Here is a 20,083-nt window from a genome sequence, read left to right on the forward strand (position 1 = left end):
ATTTGACTCTTCTTAGGCAAAATGGGAAAGATCCATCTGATTCAGGCGATCCAGATCTTCCTGGGTATCTACCCCTGGCGGCAAATTGGCTTCAGCCACGGCAATGGCGATACGGTGTCCATTTTCCAGTACCCGTAACTGTTCTAGAGATTCCAGTTTCTCCAGCACACCCATTTCCCAGGTCACATATTCTTGCAATAGTTTGACCCGATAGGCATATAGACCTAAATGACGATAGGCCTGATCATGCAGCTTCGGTTCAGCCAGTTTCGCACCATCACGGTCATAAGGAATGGTAGCACGGCTAAAATACAGTGCCTGCTGGTGTTTTGACATGACGACTTTTACAATGCTGTCACGCTTGAATTCATCCAATTGATGGATCGGCTCACATAGCGTCGACATGGAAGATTCAGGCTGATCTTCTAGAAGTTGAGCAACCTGTTTTACCAGTTGCGCCGGCAGTAAGGGTTCATCCCCCTGTACATTAACAATGATGTCATCACTGGCCCAACCTTTGATTCGAGCCACTTCACTCAAGCGGTCTGTGCCGGAAGGATGATCTGCCGAGGTAATCACCACATCAACGCCTTCAGCACGGCAAACGGCAGCAATACGCTCATCATCCGTTGCCACACACAGATCGTCAAAACCTTGCACTTTTTTGGCTTGATCCACTACCCGCAGAATCATGGGACGACCATGAATTTCCAGCAACGGTTTACCCGGCAGACGTGAACTGGCGAAACGTGCAGGAATAACAATGTGTTTCATAATGAATGAGCCTTAAGAAATTTGAATACCGTATTGTTGTAACTGTTGCTGCAAGACTGTATAGCAGGCTGGCGATAGGACTGCATCGACTGGCACCACCCAGATATCCTGTTTAAAATCTGGATATTGTTTAAGTAGCGCCATAATTTTTACTGCGTCTTTTTCAGTCGTAATAATCGGATTGTTATCATCGAACTGTAAATCTTCAATATCATAGTCATGATGATCTGGAAACTCATGACACTGAAATTGTTCTATGCCTAAATTTTGCAAGGTCTGATAAAACCGCTGTGGAAAGCCAATGCCGACTACCGCATAAAAAGCCGCTTGAGGGTTAAAGATTTTAGTGCTGCCCTGATTGAGCAAATAAGGCTGTGATGCAGCCAGATGCATATTCAGTTCAGAACCTGGATGGGCTGCATGCTCAATTACGGTTCCCGTTTTCAAACGGGTCACTGGTTCACGTAGATAACCTTCTGGAAGCAGTTTCTGATTACCCAGACCGCGATTATTATCCAGCACAATCCACTCAATCTGGCGGTTCAAGGCCCAGTGCTGCAGGCCATCATCACAGATAATCAGATCCAGCTCATGTTTCTGCAATAACAGTTCAATACTTTTCTGCCGGTTGGGACCAACTGCCATCGGCACGCCTGTTGCCTGTACAATCAAGGCGGGCTCATCTCCGACAATCTCCGGCAGGGTATTAAAGTCGACATAGGCAGGAAATGGACCTTGGCCGCCATAGCCTCGACTGATCACGCCTACCCGAACATTTTTCACGGTTAAATAATCCACCAGATGAATCAGCAAAGGTGTTTTACCGCTACCACCGACTGTGATGTTACCAATCACCATAACGGGAATCGGCGCGCTATAACTTTTTTTAATGCCTTTTTGATAAAGCCAGTGATTGCCGACAAAACCCAGGCGATATAACCATGACAAAGGACGCAGCACCACCAGCCACTTTGCCTGTGCATTCCAAGCATCCTGAATGATTTGTGCCAGTGCCATAAGTTACTGTTCCTCAAAGTTACGCTGATGCAACTGATAATAAGCACCATGTAGCGCAATCAGTTCGGCATGACTGCCCTGCTCAACAATACGGCCCTGATCCATAACTACAATACGATCAGCATTTTCAATCGTCGATAGACGATGTGCAATTACGATGGTGGTACGGTCCTGCATGGCTTTATCAAAGGCACGCTGAATAAAGTATTCCGACTCGTTATCCAGCGCACTGGTCGCTTCATCCAGAATCAGGATAGAGGCATTTTTTAAAATTGCGCGTGCGATGGCGATGCGCTGACGCTGGCCACCAGACAGGTTTAAACCCTGGGCACCTAACTGAGTATCATAACCTTGCGGCAATGCCATAATAAAATCATGCGCATAGGCTGCCTTTGCTGCAGCGATAATATCTTCATCGGAAGCACCTTCAAGCTGACCATAAGCAATATTTTCCCGCACGGTTCGGTTAAACAGTACGACTTGCTGGTTCACCATGGCAATCTGGGTACGCAACGCGGTAAGTTCAAAATTTTCAATCGGTTTCTGATCCAGCAGGATTTGCCCCGAAGTTGCATCCTGATAACGCACCAGCAGATTCACCAGCGAGCTTTTACCGGCCCCAGAACGACCAACCAGCGCCACTGTTTCACCGGCCTTCACCTTTAAATTAAAATCATGAATGGCATGATGACCATCATCATAAATCAGGTTGACATCTTTAAATTCAATGTCGCCTTTTAAGCTATCAGTCAACGTCCCGGTATTTTTTTCTTCAGGCATATCCAGCAATTCAAATACTGAATGCGCTGCGGCCATACCACGTTGAATTTTTTCATTGATATCCGTCAAGGCTTTGATTGGTCTTGCCAGCATACCCGCCGCAGTAATATAAGCGACAAATTCACCCGCAGAGGTATCACCCAGAATTTGCGGACGCAAGGCAATAAACATCACAATACTCAGTGAAATCGACATGATCAGCTGAACCACAGGACTATTCAACTGTTGTACAGCAACCATTTTCAAGCCACGACGCAAGTTTTCCAGCGAGTTCTGTTTAAAGCGTTCCTGCTCGTAGTTTTGTCCACCAAAGCCCTTGACGATCAGGTTGGCATTCACCGTTTCCTGCACCACATGGTTCACATCACCCATGGTGTCTTGTACTTGCTGCGATAATTTACGCATCCGTCTTGCAGCTTTACTGATAATAAAACCGATGACGGGTGCAAAAATCAGGATACACATGGTCAGACGCCAGTTGGTATACAACAGGTAGCCTAATAATGCCAGAGTGATCAAACCTTGTTGCAACAAGGTTCTTAGGGCTTCAGTTGAAGCGGCGGTTAGCTGCTCCACGTTATACATGATTTTGGCAGTAATATGCCCGCTGGTATTGTCCAGATAATACTGGGACGGTAAACGCAGCAATTTTGCAAAAACTTCCTGACGGATATTGAACACCAGATTCCGGGAAATCACCGCAGTAAAATACCCCCCCATGAACAGACCCAAGCCCCGGAAGAACATGAGTATGACCACCAAAAATGGGAAAAGTGAAGTGAAACTCTGGTCTTTATTTTGAATCGCCTCAATAATATATTCCAGCAATTTGGCGACAGAAACTTCTGTGGCCGCATTAATAGAAAAACCTACTAGGACAAGTAATGCGATGCCCCAAAATGGTTTTAAATAACTTAAAAGGCGAAGATAGACCTTAAAATCGTGCTTCACTAATAACCTCGGGTAGGTACTTTGGTACTGATATTGATATTCACAAAGCCGAGCTGCCCGGCCACATCCATGACACGAATCACGTCCTGATGACTGGCTTTTGCGTCAGCTGCGATGACAAACATTAAATCACGGCGTTCATTTGAAATCTGTTTAATTGCAGTACTTAAATCCGCAACTTCCTTGCTGACCAAGGATTGACCGTTGACTGCATAATGACCATTAGCATCCACAATCACTTCAACTTTCTGATCATAGCTTTTAGGCGGTACTCCTTGCGCATCAGGCAAGGTCAGGTTCATTCGGCTCATTTGACTAAAAGTCGTCGACAAAAGCAAAAAGACCAGAATAAACAGCAGACAATCAATCATTGGTGTCAGATTAATATGTACATCTTCCACCTGGTTGCGTTTGAATTTCATCATCCGCCTCCTAGCTGGCTTTTTGCATATCTTGGTCTATGTCTGCATGATTGCGATAAAAAAGATCCGCATGAAACAAAGTCGCTTGCTGCTCAAGTTCAGCCACATATTCCTGAACAAGACGCTGAAAATAACGGTGCGCAAACAGTGCAGGAATTGCAATCAGCATACCGGCTGCTGTGGTAATTAAAGCCTTGGAAATACCGGGCATCATCAAGACCGGATCACTTCCAGTTCCCACATCGATCATCAGGAAAGATTCAATAATCCCAAGTACAGTCCCCAACAAACCGAGTAAGGGTGCAACTGCACTCAGCGTACCCAGAAAATTAATATTTTTTTCCAGATACCCGATTTCCTGTGAAGCCGCTACTTCCATCTGCGCGCGAGCATACTGCTCACCCTGCTGTTTAGTCGCATAACCTGCGGTAAATACCCGGCCCAAAGTACTACGCTTTAAGGCCGCACTTTGATTCATTTTTTGCATGACTTGTGCAGCATTTTGCGACGAACCCATTAACAGAGTCAACGGAAGTACTGCGTTCTTTTTCAGGCGAATCAGGCGTTCGATCGAAATCGCCAGCATAAAGATAGAACACAAGACCAGTGGCAGCATGAGCCAGCCACCTGCTTTAACCAATTCCCACATCTAATTTATTCCCCAATAAAAAATAGATAAATTTATTCATCTTCTAAAATAGACAGAATGCCATCAAGTTCTTCTAAAGAGTGATAGCTAATAACCAGTTTTCCTTTGCCTTGCTTGTTATAGTCAATTTTAACATCTGCACTGAAACGCTCCGAAAGGCGCTGAGTCAATTGTTGAATATCTGGTGCTACTGCTTCTTTTACTTTTTCTTGTTTAGGTGTATTGAAATCGCGGACTAACTGCTCGGTTTGGCGCACAGACAGACTTTTTTCAATCACAATATCCGCTACTTTAAGCTGATCTTTAGCTTTTAAGGTTAAGATCGCACGTGCATGTCCCATATCCAGCAAACCCTGCTGCATAAAGTCTTTTACTTCTTCAGCCAGGCTAAGCAAACGAAGCAGGTTGCTCACTGTTGTACGGGCTTTACCCACTGTATCGGCAATTTCCTGATGGCTTAGGCCAAATTCTTCATGGAAACGCTGTAAGGCCAGCGCCTGATCAATCGGATTCAGATCTTGACGCTGGATGTTTTCAATCAGCGCCAGTGCAATCGCAACCTGATCATTCAGATCCCGTACAATCGCAGGAATTTCAGTTAAACCCGCTAACTGTGCCGCACGCCAGCGACGCTCACCTGCAATAATTTCATACGGATAGCGCTCATCATCAACCGGTCGGATCACAATTGGCTGCATGATGCCATGCTTTTCAATCGATGCCGCCAGTTCCTGCAAATCCTGCTCGTTAATATAACGGCGTGGCTGGTATTCACCGCGCTTGAGCAAGTTTACATCGATCTGTTTCAGCTGACCATGATCAATGCCTTGGGCTTCCATCTGTAATTTTTCTTTTTGAATTGATCCCAGCAAGGCATCCAAGCCACGACCTTTGGCGAGTCCACGTTTCTTGACGGTCATGCTTTACTTCCTTTTTTCACTTTGCTTTTCTTTAATACTTCAGCTGCCAGATTTAAGTAGGCAACTGCACCCTTTGAGCTTTTTTCAAAATAAATCACTGGCAAACCGTGCGCCGGCGCTTCAGCCAGACGTATATTTCGTGGAATCACGGTTTCATACAGTTTTTTACCAAAATATTGTTCCAGTTCTTCAGATACATCACGGGTCAAGGCATTGCGTGCATCGTACATGGTGCGTAATACCCCAACAATCTGCAGCTCCGGATTAAGTGCTTGCTGAATCCGGTCGATGGTCTGGGTCAGATCTGCCAGACCTTCCAGGGCATAGTATTCACATTGCATTGGAATGATCACACCATCCACGGCTGCCAAAGCATTCACCGTAATCAGGCTTAAACTTGGCGCACAGTCAACAATAATATAATCATATGCAGATTCAATTTCCTGCAATGCATCACGCAAAATGAACTCGCGCCCTTCCTGTTCTGCAATTGCCAGCTCCACCCCAGCCAGATCCCGGTTGGCCCCCAGAACCTTGTAGCCAACTTCCGCCTTAGAGATCGCCGTTTCAATCGGCACTTCACCCAGCAAGACATCCGTGACCGAATACAGCAGGTCATTTTTCTGAATTCCCGACCCCATGGTTGCGTTGCCCTGAGAATCCATATCCACCAGCAGAACGCGTTTTTTTAACACAGCTAAAGATGCCGCCAAATTTACTGCGGTTGTGGTTTTACCGACACCACCCTTCTGGTTAGCAATCGCAATAATTTGTGCCATGTTGACCCCGATTTTCCAAAAATTTTAAATACGTTTTAATAGAAGTAAATGACGTTGTTCGTCCAGGCGCGGAACTTTCAGTTCAATAATCTGACAGCTAAATTCATCTTTTAATGCAGCCACTTCATCTGCAGGGATTAAACCTTTCATGGAAGCAATAATAGTTTGCTCATGCATATAAGGTTTAGCTGCATTGACAAAATCGGTCAATGAAGCGAATGCTCGACTGGTAATCACATCAAACTGGCCCAGCTCGTTAATACTGTCTTCATTTTCTACACGGGTTTGTACTGCAATGACATTTTTTAATTTCAGGTCAGCAATAAACTGCTTCAGGAAACGAATTTTTTTACCATTCGAATCCAGCAATACACATTCGCGTTCAGGCTGACATAAAGCAATGATCATGCCCGGCATACCACCACCCGTACCGATATCGAGCAAACGGCCTGCTGGTAAATCTTTCAGAATGCTCAGACTGTCGAGCAGATGCTTGACCAGCATTTCCTTAGGATCACGGATTGCGGTCAGATTATATGCTTTGTTCCACAGCACCAAAGCATCCTGATACTTGAGTAATAAATTTAAAGCCTCGTCAGATAGCTCTAAACCCAAAGCCTGGCTACCCTGCTTTAGTTCTTGAAAAAACATATGCATAAACAATCTACGCTCGAAAAAGTTAGGTGGAAGTATACCGTTTTCTCTATATTGGCACAGTAGGCAGTGCTTAGTGAATATTCACTTAAGCAGACTTCCCTTCACGGATTGCCAAATCCAGTGCTGTCAAACGCTCGGGGGTTCCTACATCAACCCAAATACCTGTCAACTTTGAGGCAGCAACTTCATTATTCAACATCGCAGCCTTTAATAAAGGCGCCAGAGGACGCTTTCCAGCTTCCAGGCCTGCAAACATTTTCGGATCAAGTACGGATATACCGCTAAACGTCAGTTTTTCACCTTCGACTTTCTGATCAAAAGTATAGGCTTTCCCACCTGCAAGCGTAAAATCACCTTCAGGATGTTGTTCTGGATTCTCGACCAAAACCAGATGTGCCAGATTTTCACCCAGCTCAACATCCAGTAAAGGTGCAAAGTCCATACTGGTCCAGACATCACCATTTAATAAAATAAAAGGTTCATCACCGAGTAACGGCAAGGCATTGATAATGCCACCAGCAGTTTCCAGACCTTCAACTTCATGTGACCAAAGGATGTGCACGCCGAATTGCGAACCATCACCCAAAGCTTCTGCAAGTTTCTCACCCAGCCAGGCCGTATTGATCACAATTTCAGTAACACCGATTGCCGCCAGTTTTTCTAGATGCCAGACGATAAGTGGTTTGCCACCGACTTCAAGCAAGGGTTTCGGGGTATGCAAAGTTAAGGGGCGCATACGATTGCCAAGGCCTGCGGCCAAAATCATCGCTTTCATTTAGGCAGCCACCTCATATGAGCCATATTTGGCTTCAAAGGCCGGCATCACTCGGTCACGGATAAACTGCATGAATGGCTGAAGTTCAGTATAAGCTTTTGATTCCTCGAGCAGATACCACATCACACGTGGTAAGTCCTTGAGATAACCTGACTTACCATCACGTTCAAACAGACGCACAAAAATACCTAAAATCTTGATATGACGCTGAATCGCCATCATGTCGGCATCTTTTTTAAACTGTTCAAAGTCACGCTCTTCTTTAGCAGATGCTGGCAACAAGTCATAAAAGTTTTTGAACCAGCGATACACACGGTCGGCATTCCACTGCACATAGGCATCACGGGTAATCGAAATCAGGTCATAAGTATCCGCACCAATCACGGCATCCTGAAAATCAATCACACCGAGTTCGGTTTCATTTTCGATTTTCATCAAATTCCGGCTATGAAAATCACGATGCACAATGACCTGAGGTTGTGCCAAAGCAGCATTGGCCAGAATTGCAAAGGTACGCTTGATCAAGGCTGATTCTGCCTCTGTGGGCTGTACCTTTAAAGCCGGCAGCATCCAGTCGGTCAGCAACTCCATTTCCGAGATCAGCTTTTCATAAGAATAGGCTGGAAACTGTCCTTCTCCAGCAATCGATTGTAGCTGAATCAGCTGTTTAAAGCTTTGCTCATAGTAGGCATCTACAGTCTCATCATTCAGCAGATTAGACAGCAATACATCACCAAAGTCTTCCAGAAGTAAAAAACCATTCTCCAAATCTTTTGCGACGATATGCGGAACACGCACGCCATGAGCATCAAAAAATTCATCAATCGTCACAAAAGGCACACAATCTTCTTTTTCTGGTGGTGCATCCATCAACATAAATGTTTTATTATTCAGCTTGATTCGTGCATAACGACGAAAGCTGGCATCACCTGCTAAAAAATGAGTTTCAAATTGATCTGAACCGAGTACAGAGGCAATCCAAGATTGTATCAATTGTTCGCGTTGTGTATTCATTTGCAATTAATTCTAATACAGGCTGAGTTTTTAAAGTGCTAAGTGTAGCTACTTATCAACTTTTTCTCTATGATGCGACAATAATTAATTGCGATAAAAGCATGATTGGTTAATGAGACAAATGAAGCATCACTTTAAAATAAATCCTCTAGCGACTGCGATCTTAACCCTTTTATGTGGCAGCTCAGCCTCCAGCTTTGCTGCATCAAATGTCTCGTCCGATGTAAATGCAGAACAGCTTAAACAGCGCATTAATGAGACCTATCCAGGCGAAGCATTCTTCTCGCAATATTATGTCGATAAATCCTCTGCTGAAGCACAGCAACGTCAGGGAAAATATTTAAGCTCTGCCTACTGTAAAGGTGCCTGGGTCACTCCGATTGCCCCCGATGCAGAAACCGTTGCGCCAGATCAGGCTACCTCAACCATTACCGCCGATTATGGATATTATGATCCGACGGGTGACTCCTTCCTGCAAGGAAATGTGGTAATTGACCAGCAGGGCCGTCAAATCCGTGCGGAGCGAGTCACCATCGATCAGACCCAGACCTATGCCAAGGCAGAAGGTAATGTGCAACTCGCGCAAGGTGGACTAATCTCGCAAAGTGACGATATAAATTATAATTTAAAAACCCAGCAGGGTGATTTATATAACAGTTTCTACATTGCAGAACAGCAGCATGCTCACGGTCGTGCTGAAAAAATTGCCAAGACCTCAGACAATACTCTTGAGCTGGAAAATGCTACTTACTCCACCTGCCCGCCTGATCAGAAACCTACCTGGAAAATTCAGGCAGAAAAGATCAAGCTTAATCAGGAAACCGGACGTGGTGAGACCAAAAACACCAAGCTTTATGTTAAAGATGTTCCAGTATTAGCAGTTCCTTATTTTAATTTCCCGATTGATGATCGCCGTACTACCGGTATTCTGACACCGATTTTTGGCTTTACCAATGATGGTGGATTTGAACTTGGTGTTCCTGTTTATCTGAATTTAGCACCACAATATGATGCGACAATCACGCCGCGCTATATTGGAGACCGTGGTTTAATGCTGGAGGGCGAGTTCCGCTATCTGACTGAAGATTATGGATTAGGACGGATCTGGGGTGGCTATTTACCTTCAGATAGAAGCTATGACAATAGAGACCGCAAAGACTTACACTTTTTGCATGCCTGGCAAATCAACGAGCAGTTTTCCACCAATCTGGAATATAATTACGCATCAGATAAAGATTTCTTTGCCGATCTAGATAACAACCCGAACTCAAAAAGTGATTTAAACCTGCGCCGTGCCTGGGAAGTCAATTATAGAAATGGTATTCCCGGCCTAAAAGCACAATTTAAAGTTGAAGATTTCCAGACCCTTGATCCCTCTGTTCCAGATGAAGATCGTCCTTATGCACGTTTACCTCAGCTTTTAGTGCATTATAAAACTGGTAATCCATTGGGATTACAGTATGAATTTAAAAATGACACGGCTTATTTCCAAAAAGACCTGAAAAATTTTGTTGATACGGGTTCAAATGACGAAAAGGTATATCAACCAAGTGGTACGCGGATTTATAACGACTTTTCTGTAAGTTACAACCATTTTACCCCTTGGTCTTTTTTCATCCCTAAAGCATCATTACGTAACATCAATACCTTCTATGATGAAAAAACCCAAAACCGTAGCGCATCTAGTGAAAACAGCTCAATTGTAGTTCCACAGTTCACTCTGGATACCGGCTTGATCTTTGAGAAAGAAGGAACTTATCTACAAACCCTGACGCCTCGCCTTTTCTATGCCTATTCGCCATATGAAAACCAGCAGAATCAACCTAACTTTGATTCCGTAGTAGCTTCGATCAATTACGACCAGTTATTTAGTGCACGCCGTTTTTATGGTAATGACCGTTTGGAAGACAATAATTTTGCCTCCCTCGGTCTCAGCTATAGCTTATTCAATGAAGAGGGGCTGGAGCGTTTACGTGCCAGTATCGGACAGAGTTTCTTTTTTGAAGACCGCCGGGTAACACTGGAAAGCGATGCAGATGAATTTGATCGTGAAAGTCATACCGGACCAGTGATCCAGCTCACCAGCCAGCTCTCCAATAATGTGTATATAAATCTAAACTCAAGCTGGATGTCAAATGGTGATAATGCTGAACGCGATTTGCAGGTCTATTACACGGGTGATCAAGGCAACCTGTACAACTTAGGCTATTTCTACCGCAAAAATATTCCAGACCGTCAGGAACGCTATGATCAGATCGTTGGCTCATTTATCCAGCCGATTGCCAACAACTGGCGTCTAGTTGGACATGCCCAGTTTGATCTCAACAATAGTGTCGCACGTGAATATTTACTTGGCGTAAACTATGAGTCATGCTGCTGGGGAGTATCTGTTTATGGCCGCTCATATTACAATGACTTAGATGATGTTAATGATTCAAACGTCAAGCCTAAACGAGCTATTTTGGCCGAAGTCAGCCTGAAAGGCTTAGGTGGGTTAAGCAGTAAACTCGCCTCATTACTAGAAAATCGTATTCTAGGTTTTAACAATATCAATCAAATTTGGACAGAACGTTAATGAAGACAAAACAGTTAAAACAAATTTTTAAAGCAACCGCTCTTGCGCTATGCCTTTCTTCAGCGATGACGACATTTGCTGTTGCCCAACCTAAAGATGAAGTTGTAGCTGTAGTCGACAATAGTGTTATTCTGCGTAGTGACCTAGCTCAAGGTGTAGCCGAAATTTCACATCAGCTGCAAAAACAGAAAAAGACAGTTCCACCACAACAATATCTTGAACAGCAAGCCCTAGAACAACTCATTATTCGCCAAGCACAGCTTGAGCAAGTAAAACGCTATAACATTCGTCCAGATGAAAAAGCCTTAAATGAAGCAGTTCTGAAAGTTGCCCGTAATGCTGGTTCACCAACTCTGGAAGCCTTCCAGCAAAAACTGGATGCTATGGGACCAAATACCTATGCTTCTTTACGTAATCGTATTGCTGAAGATCTGGCGCTAAACCGTTTACGTCAACAAATTGTGACTTCACGGATTCAAATTACAGATCAAGATGTTAAAAACTTCCTGAATACACCACAAGGTCAGGCTTTGCTCGGCAGCCAGGTGCATGTGCTGCATATGCGTATAAGCGGTGCAAATGCTGAACAGATTGCGAATCAGGTAAAGCAAGAATTAAATAACAGCAATGATATTCAGGCAATCAGCAAAAAATACAGCAAGAGTGGCATTAAAGTCGAAGCTGCTGACATGGGGGTAAGAAACCTGTCAGAAATTCCGGCTGAACTGGCTGCTCGTGTGACCACCCTGCAACCGGGTCAGACTTCTGAACTGATTCCTGTTGCCGATGGAGTACATGTCCTAAAACTTCTGGAACGTAAAGGTGGTGAACAGAAAGCTCTTGTTACTCAGTATTTGACGCGGCATATTTTGATTCAACCTTCTGAAGTGGTAAGTCCAGAAAATGCCAAACAGATGATTGATAGTCTGTATAACCGCCTGAAACAAGGTGAGGATTTTACTGTTCTAGCTTCAACATTCTCTACTGATCCTGGCTCGGCACGTGATGGTGGAAGCCTGGGTTGGGTCAGCCCAGGAGTAATGGTGCCTGAATTTGAACAGCAAATGAAAAGCACCCCAGTAGGTCAGTTCAGCAAACCGTTTCAATCCCAGTTTGGCTGGCATATTCTTCAAGTGAGTGAAACACGTCAACAAGATATGACACAGGAATATCAGGAACGTATGGCCCGCCAATTATTAGGTGAACGTCAATTTGATGCGGAACTGGACAGCTGGTTACGTGAAATACGTAATAACGCTTATGTGGAAATTAAAGATCCACAACTCGATCCTAAACGTAACCGTTAAGCTCCTTCAGCTATTAAAAAGCCAGCAATATACCGCTGGCTTTTTAATTCAACTTTTCGAAACATACACAAATAAAAAAACCTCTCCAGGAGAGGTTTTTTTATTTTTCAGACTTGATTAACGATTGTTTTCATCTTCTGACGAGTCGTCAAATTTAGTATCGTTATCAAAACCAGCGCCTTGACCGGCACCGAAGCCACCTTGACCACCGAAGCCACCTTGACCACCGAAGCCACCTTGACCACCGAAGCCAGCGCCTTGACCGCCACCGAAGCCACCTTGACCACCGAAGCCAGCACCCTGACCGCCACCAAAGCCACCTGCAGCACCTTGACCGCCAAAACCAGCACCTTGTGGACCAGCAGGCGCACCAGCAGGACGTGGATTACGTGCAGGTACTACAGTTGAAATTGCATGCTTATAAACCATTTGGCTTACTGTGTTTTTTAATAAAACCACGTATTGGTCAAAAGATTCGATATGACCTTGTAATTTAATACCGTTTACCAAGAAGATAGATACTGGGATACGTTCCTTACGGAGAGAATTCAAGAATGGATCTTGCAAAGTTTGACCTTTAGACATGTTATAACTCCAAAAAATTAAAAATCAGCGCAAAAACTATCTCTATTTTTCAATTAAAAATTATAAAAAAGATAGTCTCTAAATTTTGCTTTATCCGTGACAGTTTCGCAAGTCTTCTTGAGCCTGCTGTAGCGTAAAATATGTTGTAAATTTATGCTTTTCTTGCAAAGACCTTAACCACGTATATTGACGTTTTGCAAGTTGTCGTGTGGCAAATAAAGCCTTATCCTCCATTTCCTGTTGCTTTTGCTTGGTTTTATCGCCATTTTTTAAAAATTCTATGGCTTGTCGATAACCCACTGAACGCATGGAAGGTAAATTTTCATTAAAATCGTATTTTTCAATTAAGTTTGCAACTTCATTTAAAAAACCGCTTTCCCACATAATTTTCAGACGTTGTTGAATACGCCCATGTAATTCTAACCGATCAGGCATAAGAGCATAATTATGGAAACTGTAACGATATGGTAAGTTTTTAGGTTGTTCTGCCTGTAGTTTTGTAATCGGCTCTCCAGTCAATTTAAAAACTTCCAAGGCACGAATAATACGCTGTTTGTCACTGACCTTGAATTTTTCACCGGCAATCGGATCGACTGCACATAATTCTGCATAAACCGCTTCCCAACCCTCCTGCTCACCTTTCGCCTCAATCTCTGCCCGTATAGCATAATCTGCACTGGGTAGATTATCTGACAGACCTTCGAGCAAAGCTTTAAAATACAGCATGGTTCCACCGACCAGAATCGGAGTCTTACCACGGGCATGAATATCATCAATTAAACGACTAGCATCTTCAACAAAGTTGGCCGCAGAATACACTTCGAGTGGACTGATAATATCAATCAGGTGATGCGGATAACGCGCCAATTCCTCTTTAGAAGGCTTGGCAGTACCAATGTCCATTTCCCGATAAACCAGCGCAGAATCGACCGAAATCAGCTCAAAATTTCCTTGCTCATATAGCTCACATGCCAAAGCAGTTTTGCCACTTGCAGTTGGCCCCATTAAATTGATGACCGGCAATTGATTGGACATGTAAAACTACTCTCCTCGAGCAAAAAGTTTATCTAGTTGAGCCAATGGAAAGGCGCGCCAGGTTGGACGGCCATGATTACATTGACTGGCAAATTCGGTTTGTTCCATCTGACGCAATAAAGCATTCATTTCCGACAAACTCAGGATACGATGCGCTCGCACTGCACCATGACAGGCCATACCTGCCAGAATCTGGTCACGCTTCTGCAATAGACTTTGTGCCTGATCACCCGGATCTAAATCATTCAATAATTCAGGAATCAGGGCATCAAAATCGGCCTTGTGTAGAATAGCCGGTACACCACGTACAATGACCTGCTCATCACCATACTGGTCAATTTCCAGACCCAAACGTGCTAGTTGCTCCTTAAGTTCTTCTACCCGCATCGCCTGCATCCGGCTAATGTTTACGACCTTTGGAATCAGCAGTTGCTGTGACGTCCAGAATTCAGGTTTATCCCAGGCTGATTTCATCTGCTGCAAAACGATACGCTCATGCGCCGCATGCATATCGACAATAATCAGACCTTCGGTATTTTGCGCCAGAATGTAGATACCATGTAACTGGGCAATGGCAATACCCAATGGATGCTCATCCACTTTGGCCTTTACATGTGTCTGAAAAGACTGCTCAGGACTGAATACTTCAGTTTCCGACCTTTCTCTCAGCGGAGCTAAATAATTTTGCAAGGCATTATTCAGCTGCTGTGAACCCGAATAAGATTTACGGTAATCTGGGGAATAATGCACCGTTTGTGGACCTGAAGATGCAAAATCGGTCAGTACATCTGAAGTTTCATTTTCACTTAAGGCAGATGTCGTTCTCACCACCTGCGGCTGAGAACGCGCAGTCTGATGCAGACTGAACTGTTCCTGATAACGTGGTTGCGGGGCCGTCAAGCCAGGCTGCTGATCCTGTTTCATTGCTTCGGCCAGATCCGCAGTTGCGGTCTGGAATTGTGCCAGCGTTTCTTTGGCATAATGCCGCACAAACTCATGTACTTCACGCTGATTCAGGAAGCGAATTTCATGCTTGGTCGGATGGACGTTCACATCCACATTTTCTGGATCAACTTCTAAAAACAGTAAATAAGCCGCATGCTGATGCCCATGCAAGATGCCGTCATAGGCCATCCGCAAGGCATGAGAAATGGTTTTGTCTTTGACAATCCGGCCATTCACATAGACATACTGCAAATCAGCCTGTGCACGTGCATCTGAAGGATGGCCAAGCCAGCCAGACAAACGCATGTTGATACTGTCTGCATCGATCCAGTAGGCATTTTCAGTAAACTGGCGGCCAAGCAATTGCTGTACCCGTTGAAAACGCAAAGCGCCGCTATCCGCCACGGGTAAATTCAGCTTGATGCTTTCATTATGTTCCAGCACAAACCGGATATCAAAATGCGTTAACGCCATACGGCGCACAATTTCTTCGATATGACCAAATTCAGTGCCCGGTTTTTTCAGGAATTTACGCCGTGCAGGCACATTAAAAAACAAATCCTGAACCCGGATATGTGTCCCTTTCGAAGCTGCGACCGCTTGAATTTCCTGATGATCAAAAGCCGTGCCATTGACTTCGACCTGATAACCGATGCCCTCGTCATTTTGACTGCTGATCATGGTCAGGCGAGAAACTGCAGCAATCGACGCCAGTGCTTCGCCACGAAAGCCCAGACTGCTAATCGCATACAGCTCGTCAGCGCTCTGGATCTTGCTGGTAGCATGGCGCATCACGGCCAAAGCTAGATCTTCGGAATGAATTCCGCGTCCATTGTCGATGATTTCAATTAAAGTACTACCACCCTGTTCGACCCGAATGATCAGTTCCGTCGCACCCGCATCAATCGAGTTTTCCAGTAATTCCTTGACCACAGAAGCCGGACGTTCAATGACCTCACCTGCGGCAATCTGGTTGGCAAGTGCAGGATCAAGGGCACGAATACGGCGCAGACTTAAATCATTCAACATGTGAGAATTGGCGCTCCAGAGCTTCTCGTAAGGCAAGATTCGATGAAATCAGACTTGCAGTACGGGTGAGCTCATCTTCAGATTTTAAAATTTCAATAATCAGGTCAGCTTGCGGAATTTCATCGCCACCTTTGGACGGCCATTCAAATAAAAATAGCGCATTCGGTGTTTCCAGATAATCCCGGATGCCCATCAATTCCAGCTCATACGGGTCATTGAGACGATACAAGTCAAAATGAAAAATATCCTGACCATTGATTTGATAGGGTTCGACCAATGTATAAGTTGGACTTTTCACTGAACCTTTATGACCCAGCTGTTGCAAATAATAACGCGTTAACGTCGTTTTTCCTGCCCCTAGGTCACCAATCAGATACACGACTCCCGCAGGGAAATTTTCCGCCAGAACCTTGGCCAGTTTTTGGGTATCGTCTTCATGATTTAAAGTGACACTAAATGAATAAGGCATATTACTCACGACATGATGCAAAAGAATAAATATGATAGCATCGCCACGCTTTAAAAGCCTATTCACCCGTGTGAGAAACTGTATTTTTTCACAGCATCTGTTCCTTAAGAGGTTAATCTGCCTGCCATGCAACCGACTGTTGAATTTAACCCGCCCATGCTGAATGGAGTCAGTGCCAGTAAAGTGTTTTTGCCAGCCAGTCCGGATGCGCCCCTGACAGTTTTTGCTTATTTATGCACGCAATTTGCGCATATTACAGCAGATGAATGGCGGTCCCGTTTCAACGAGGGACTGGTCTATAATGCCCAAGGCAATCAATTAACAACAGAAAGTCCATTTCAAGCCAATAGCCACTGTTTCTATTACCGCTTTTTGGCACATGAAGTGCATGTTCCTTTTCAACATCAGATTTTATTTGAAAATGAGCATTTCATGGTGGTCGATAAACCGCATTTTTTGACCATGAGCCCGACCGGACAATATGTGCAGGAAACGCTACTGGTTCGTCTTAAAAAGCAAACCGGCAATGAGCATTTAACGCCCATTCACCGGCTGGACCGTGAAACGGCAGGTGTGGTCCTGATTTCCAAATGTGTGGAATCACGTGGCCTGTACCAGCAGTTATTTGCTACACGGCAGGTGCAAAAAACCTATCATGCAATTGCGGCGTATAACCATAGTTTAAAATTCCCATTGGTCACACGTTTGAGAATGCAAAAAGGTCAGCCTTTTTATACCATGCACGTGCTAGACGGAACGCCAAATAGCGAGACAGCGATTGATCTGCTGGAACACAACACAGAATGGGCCAAATATGAGTTGAAACCGCATACTGGCAAGCAGCATCAATTACGGGTGCACTTGAATCATCTGGGTATTCCGATCCGTCATGATCCCTTTTATCCACAGGTAGTGCACAAGGCGGAAGATGATTTTTCTGCACCTTTAAGTTTATTGGCTAAACATATTCAATTTATCGATCCGATCACGCAAAAAAGCCTAAATTTCAGCTCGCAACTTGAATTGACACTGTAAATCGCTTGTCATTACAGATTATTTTCTAAAATCGGTCGCTTTAAGATTGAATTTCAAACATAATTGATTAGAATAAAGGCGAAAAGTTAAGTAATTTAAAGCTTTAAAAATATTATGAGAAAAACTGAAGTTTATCAAATTCGCTTGGACTCGCAAGAGAAGAAACAAGCCTTTGCAGTATTTAAGCAATTGGGGATTACGCCAGCTCAGGCTGTGCGTCTTTTTTTCAAGCAGGTGGTGATTACCAAATCGATCCCCTTCTCGATTGAAAACCAGAATATCAATCTGGAACAGCTGATCCGACTGCGCAAGCTGAAACAAAACGAAGCTAAAACCGAGCAAAATGCGCTTTCCAGTTCTGCCATGAATTTACTGGATGATCAGGAGATTGCATTGGATGATGATCATCTTGATTTATTTGAAGAACTGAATGCCATTTTGGGTGAAAGCGACAAAATTTAACATTGTTGCATTTCCAAACAATTTCTAAAGCCTGCCACTCATAAATTTCGCTATGCTTGATGCTGATAATCAATAAAAAATTAGCATGGAGTATGCAATGCTCGTACGACGCGCCCAGTCAGCAGACCTGAATCAGCTGGCGATATTATTTGATGAATATCGACAGTTTTATGGTACGTCTTCCAATCCTGAACTCTCTTACCAATTTCTAAAACAGCGTTTTGAAGATGGGCAGACTGTTATTTTTATCAATACCAAAGATGATACCTTTGCCGGCTTTATTATCCTGTATCTGGGTTTTTCTTCGGTAGCCTGCTCGACCTATTATATTCTGGATGATGTGTATATCACGCCGGTTTTTCGGCGTCAGGGCGCAGCCAGACAACTGATTGATACCGCAATTTTATTTGCCAAACATGAACAGGCCTTAAGAATCACCCTAGAAACCCAAAAAAACAATTATCAATCGCACAAATTATATGAATCCATGGGATTTATTAGAGACGATGAGTTTCAAACCCATCACTGTTTCCTAAAATAAGTCTTATTTTTTAATCCAATTTAAGAGAATAAAAAAATTATTATTCAGAGCGGAATTTGGCCTGCGCCACCTGTTCCACATTTAAATACAGCCACTCTCCTTCAGCCAGTTCTGGTAAAGCTAAAGCACCAATCTGTGCACGGTGCAACTGTTCAACTTTATTGCCTACAGCAACCAGCATACGCTTCACCTGATGATAGACGCCTTGATGGATAGTCATTTGCAGACGATTTTCAGCCAATCGTGTCACTTCAGTAGCTGCAAAAATGCCTTTTTCATTTCTTAACTCGACCCCTTGCTCTAATTGCTGAATCTGTTCATCCGTGACTGGATCAGCAGTTTGCATCTGATAGACCTTGGCCACATGTTTTTTGGGATGAGTCAGCGCTTGCAGGAATTGGCCATCATCAGTCAGCAATAACAGCCCGGTAGTATCCTGATCCAGACGCCCTACACACTGAATCCCCCGATTCAGCAGAATGTCATCAAACAGGTCAAACACACTAAAATGATGGGTCGCCTGATGCGAACATTCATAGCCTTGTGGCTTGTTTAAGGCGATATAGACTTTTTCCCGATAGGTATGGCTCTTACCATAGACCTCGAAATTCAAGTTATTTAAATCCAGTTTATGTTTGGGGTTGTCAATCACTTCATCTTGAATTGAAACAGCACCATTTTTAATCAGTTGCTGACAATGCTTGCGGGAGCCGAAACCTTGTGACTGCAACATTTTTTCCAATAGCATCTGTTTATACCTGTATCAAGTGAAGACCTGTGCATTCTATCCTGAATCAGTCATGAATTTGGTTTCTTCCGCTGTTTTCTAGGTATCACGTGTTGAAAAGCTCTACAATAGCTTTATTTTTCACTCTATCTCTCCTACTTATGTCGCAACTTGATCTGAATCTGATTGTTCTTCTGGTATTACTGGCTTGCGGTATTTTCAGCCATAATAGTGCAGTCACCATTGCTGCAGCGGTGTTAATCGTTTTAAAAATCACGCCTCTCAGCAGTTTGTTGCCCTATGTACAGGCGCATGGTTTAAATATCGGGATTATTATTCTGACCATTGGTGTTCTGACACCAATTGCCAGTGGCAAAATTTCAGGAGAAAGTATTCTCAAATCTTTCCTGAGCTGGAAGTCTTTGCTGGCCATCGCAATTGGGGTCTTCGTCGCCTGGTTGGGCGGACGTGGGGTGAAACTGATGTCAAGTCAGCCAGATGTAGTGGCTGGACTCTTGTTAGGCACAGTAGCGGGCGTAGCAGTATTACGCGGTGTTCCGGTTGGCCCTTTAATTGCAGCTGGAATTTTATCGGTATTGATTGGGACACGATAATGCATCGGGTTTTAAAAATGA

21 protein-coding genes are annotated in these 20,083 nt (G+C 44.0%); 6 read left to right on the forward strand and 15 right to left on the reverse strand.

Annotated elements, in window-relative coordinates; translation table 11 throughout:
- Positions 1-12 precede the first annotated feature (12 nt).
- The 10 genes from kdsB to VXQ11_RS08125 form a co-directional block, all read right to left on the reverse strand.
- Positions 13-774: a 3-deoxy-manno-octulosonate cytidylyltransferase gene (gene kdsB, locus VXQ11_RS08080; RefSeq protein ID WP_416705792.1), complete on the reverse strand. Its 762-nt coding sequence runs from the start codon at positions 772-774 to the stop codon at positions 13-15.
- A 12-nt stretch (positions 775-786) separates the two neighbouring features.
- Entirely contained in the window at positions 787-1,791 is a 1,005-nt protein-coding gene (lpxK, locus tag VXQ11_RS08085) for a tetraacyldisaccharide 4'-kinase (protein ID WP_416705793.1), read from the reverse strand.
- A gap of 3 nt (positions 1,792-1,794) precedes the next feature.
- The gene (gene msbA, locus VXQ11_RS08090; protein ID WP_416680716.1) at positions 1,795-3,522 is read right to left on the reverse strand and encodes a lipid A export permease/ATP-binding protein MsbA; all 1,728 of its coding nucleotides are present in this window, start codon (positions 3,520-3,522) and stop codon (positions 1,795-1,797) included.
- Positions 3,522-3,944 carry an ExbD/TolR family protein gene (locus tag VXQ11_RS08095; RefSeq protein WP_064096577.1) on the reverse strand — a complete coding sequence of 141 codons (423 nt, stop codon included), beginning with the start codon at positions 3,942-3,944 and terminating at the stop codon, positions 3,522-3,524. The genes msbA and VXQ11_RS08095 overlap by 1 nt, the downstream gene beginning before the upstream one ends.
- Positions 3,945-3,954: 10 nt before the next feature.
- A complete protein-coding gene (locus tag VXQ11_RS08100; RefSeq protein ID WP_064102730.1) occupies positions 3,955-4,593 on the reverse strand; it encodes a MotA/TolQ/ExbB proton channel family protein in 639 nt (212 codons plus the stop codon).
- 32 nt (positions 4,594-4,625) lie between these two features.
- Entirely contained in the window at positions 4,626-5,513 is an 888-nt protein-coding gene (locus VXQ11_RS08105) for a ParB/RepB/Spo0J family partition protein (RefSeq protein WP_004645475.1), read from the reverse strand.
- Positions 5,510-6,292 carry a ParA family protein gene (locus VXQ11_RS08110; protein WP_064096579.1) on the reverse strand — a complete coding sequence of 261 codons (783 nt, stop codon included), beginning with the start codon at positions 6,290-6,292 and terminating at the stop codon, positions 5,510-5,512. Before VXQ11_RS08110 ends, VXQ11_RS08105 begins: the two co-directional genes overlap by 4 nt.
- Before the next feature lie 24 nt (positions 6,293-6,316).
- Positions 6,317-6,949, reverse strand: a complete 633-nt coding sequence (rsmG, locus tag VXQ11_RS08115) for a 16S rRNA (guanine(527)-N(7))-methyltransferase RsmG (protein ID WP_064096580.1) — start codon at positions 6,947-6,949, stop codon at positions 6,317-6,319.
- An 85-nt stretch (positions 6,950-7,034) separates the two neighbouring features.
- Positions 7,035-7,724 (reverse strand): N-acetylmuramate alpha-1-phosphate uridylyltransferase MurU, encoded by a 690-nt coding sequence (gene murU, locus VXQ11_RS08120; protein WP_191730581.1) that lies wholly within the window; start codon positions 7,722-7,724, stop codon positions 7,035-7,037.
- Positions 7,725-8,738: an aminoglycoside phosphotransferase family protein gene (locus tag VXQ11_RS08125; protein WP_416705795.1), complete on the reverse strand. Its 1,014-nt coding sequence runs from the start codon at positions 8,736-8,738 to the stop codon at positions 7,725-7,727.
- A gap of 121 nt (positions 8,739-8,859) precedes the next feature.
- Between VXQ11_RS08125 and VXQ11_RS08130 the strand changes: the two genes are divergently transcribed.
- Together VXQ11_RS08130 and VXQ11_RS08135 are read left to right on the forward strand one after the other, a co-directional pair.
- Positions 8,860-11,313 carry an LPS-assembly protein LptD gene (locus tag VXQ11_RS08130; protein WP_064102733.1) on the forward strand — a complete coding sequence of 818 codons (2,454 nt, stop codon included), beginning with the start codon at positions 8,860-8,862 and terminating at the stop codon, positions 11,311-11,313.
- Entirely contained in the window at positions 11,313-12,620 is a 1,308-nt protein-coding gene (locus VXQ11_RS08135; RefSeq protein WP_064096584.1) for a peptidylprolyl isomerase, read from the forward strand. The genes VXQ11_RS08130 and VXQ11_RS08135 overlap by 1 nt, the downstream gene beginning before the upstream one ends.
- 117 nt (positions 12,621-12,737) lie before the next feature.
- On the opposite strand, the gene hfq is transcribed toward VXQ11_RS08135, so the two are convergent.
- From hfq to tsaE, 4 genes are all read right to left on the reverse strand, one after another.
- A complete protein-coding gene (gene hfq / locus VXQ11_RS08140; protein WP_416680726.1) occupies positions 12,738-13,205 on the reverse strand; it encodes an RNA chaperone Hfq in 468 nt (155 codons plus the stop codon).
- Positions 13,206-13,295: 90 nt separating this feature from the next.
- Entirely contained in the window at positions 13,296-14,240 is a 945-nt protein-coding gene (gene miaA, locus VXQ11_RS08145) for a tRNA (adenosine(37)-N6)-dimethylallyltransferase MiaA (protein WP_416680727.1), read from the reverse strand.
- A gap of 6 nt (positions 14,241-14,246) precedes the next feature.
- A complete protein-coding gene (mutL, locus tag VXQ11_RS08150; RefSeq protein WP_416680728.1) occupies positions 14,247-16,214 on the reverse strand; it encodes a DNA mismatch repair endonuclease MutL in 1,968 nt (655 codons plus the stop codon).
- Positions 16,204-16,683: a tRNA (adenosine(37)-N6)-threonylcarbamoyltransferase complex ATPase subunit type 1 TsaE gene (gene tsaE, locus VXQ11_RS08155; RefSeq protein ID WP_064096588.1), complete on the reverse strand. Its 480-nt coding sequence runs from the start codon at positions 16,681-16,683 to the stop codon at positions 16,204-16,206. The genes mutL and tsaE overlap by 11 nt, the downstream gene beginning before the upstream one ends.
- A 126-nt stretch (positions 16,684-16,809) precedes the next feature.
- On the opposite strand from tsaE, the gene VXQ11_RS08160 reads away from it, so the two are divergent.
- From VXQ11_RS08160 to VXQ11_RS08170, 3 genes are all read left to right on the forward strand, one after another.
- Positions 16,810-17,718, forward strand: coding sequence for a pseudouridine synthase (locus tag VXQ11_RS08160; protein WP_064096589.1), 909 nt, complete (start codon positions 16,810-16,812; stop codon positions 17,716-17,718).
- 114 nt (positions 17,719-17,832) lie between these two features.
- The gene (locus VXQ11_RS08165) at positions 17,833-18,180 is read left to right on the forward strand and encodes a type II toxin-antitoxin system RelB/DinJ family antitoxin (RefSeq protein WP_064096590.1); all 348 of its coding nucleotides are present in this window, start codon (positions 17,833-17,835) and stop codon (positions 18,178-18,180) included.
- A 97-nt stretch (positions 18,181-18,277) separates the two neighbouring features.
- Positions 18,278-18,721: a GNAT family N-acetyltransferase gene (locus tag VXQ11_RS08170; RefSeq protein ID WP_064102741.1), complete on the forward strand. Its 444-nt coding sequence runs from the start codon at positions 18,278-18,280 to the stop codon at positions 18,719-18,721.
- Positions 18,722-18,761: 40 nt separating this feature from the next.
- Here the strand turns inward: VXQ11_RS08170 and VXQ11_RS08175 are convergent, their stop codons facing one another.
- Positions 18,762-19,469: a pseudouridine synthase gene (locus tag VXQ11_RS08175; RefSeq protein ID WP_416705796.1), complete on the reverse strand. Its 708-nt coding sequence runs from the start codon at positions 19,467-19,469 to the stop codon at positions 18,762-18,764.
- Between the two features lie 140 nt (positions 19,470-19,609).
- Between VXQ11_RS08175 and VXQ11_RS08180 the strand changes: the two genes are divergently transcribed.
- A complete protein-coding gene (locus VXQ11_RS08180) occupies positions 19,610-20,062 on the forward strand; it encodes a DUF441 domain-containing protein (RefSeq protein ID WP_416705797.1) in 453 nt (150 codons plus the stop codon).
- Positions 20,063-20,083 lie beyond the last annotated feature (21 nt).

The organism is Acinetobacter sp. 197, from assembly GCF_048148385.1.
In the GTDB taxonomy this organism is placed as follows: Bacteria; Pseudomonadota; Gammaproteobacteria; order Pseudomonadales; family Moraxellaceae; genus Acinetobacter; species Acinetobacter pecorum.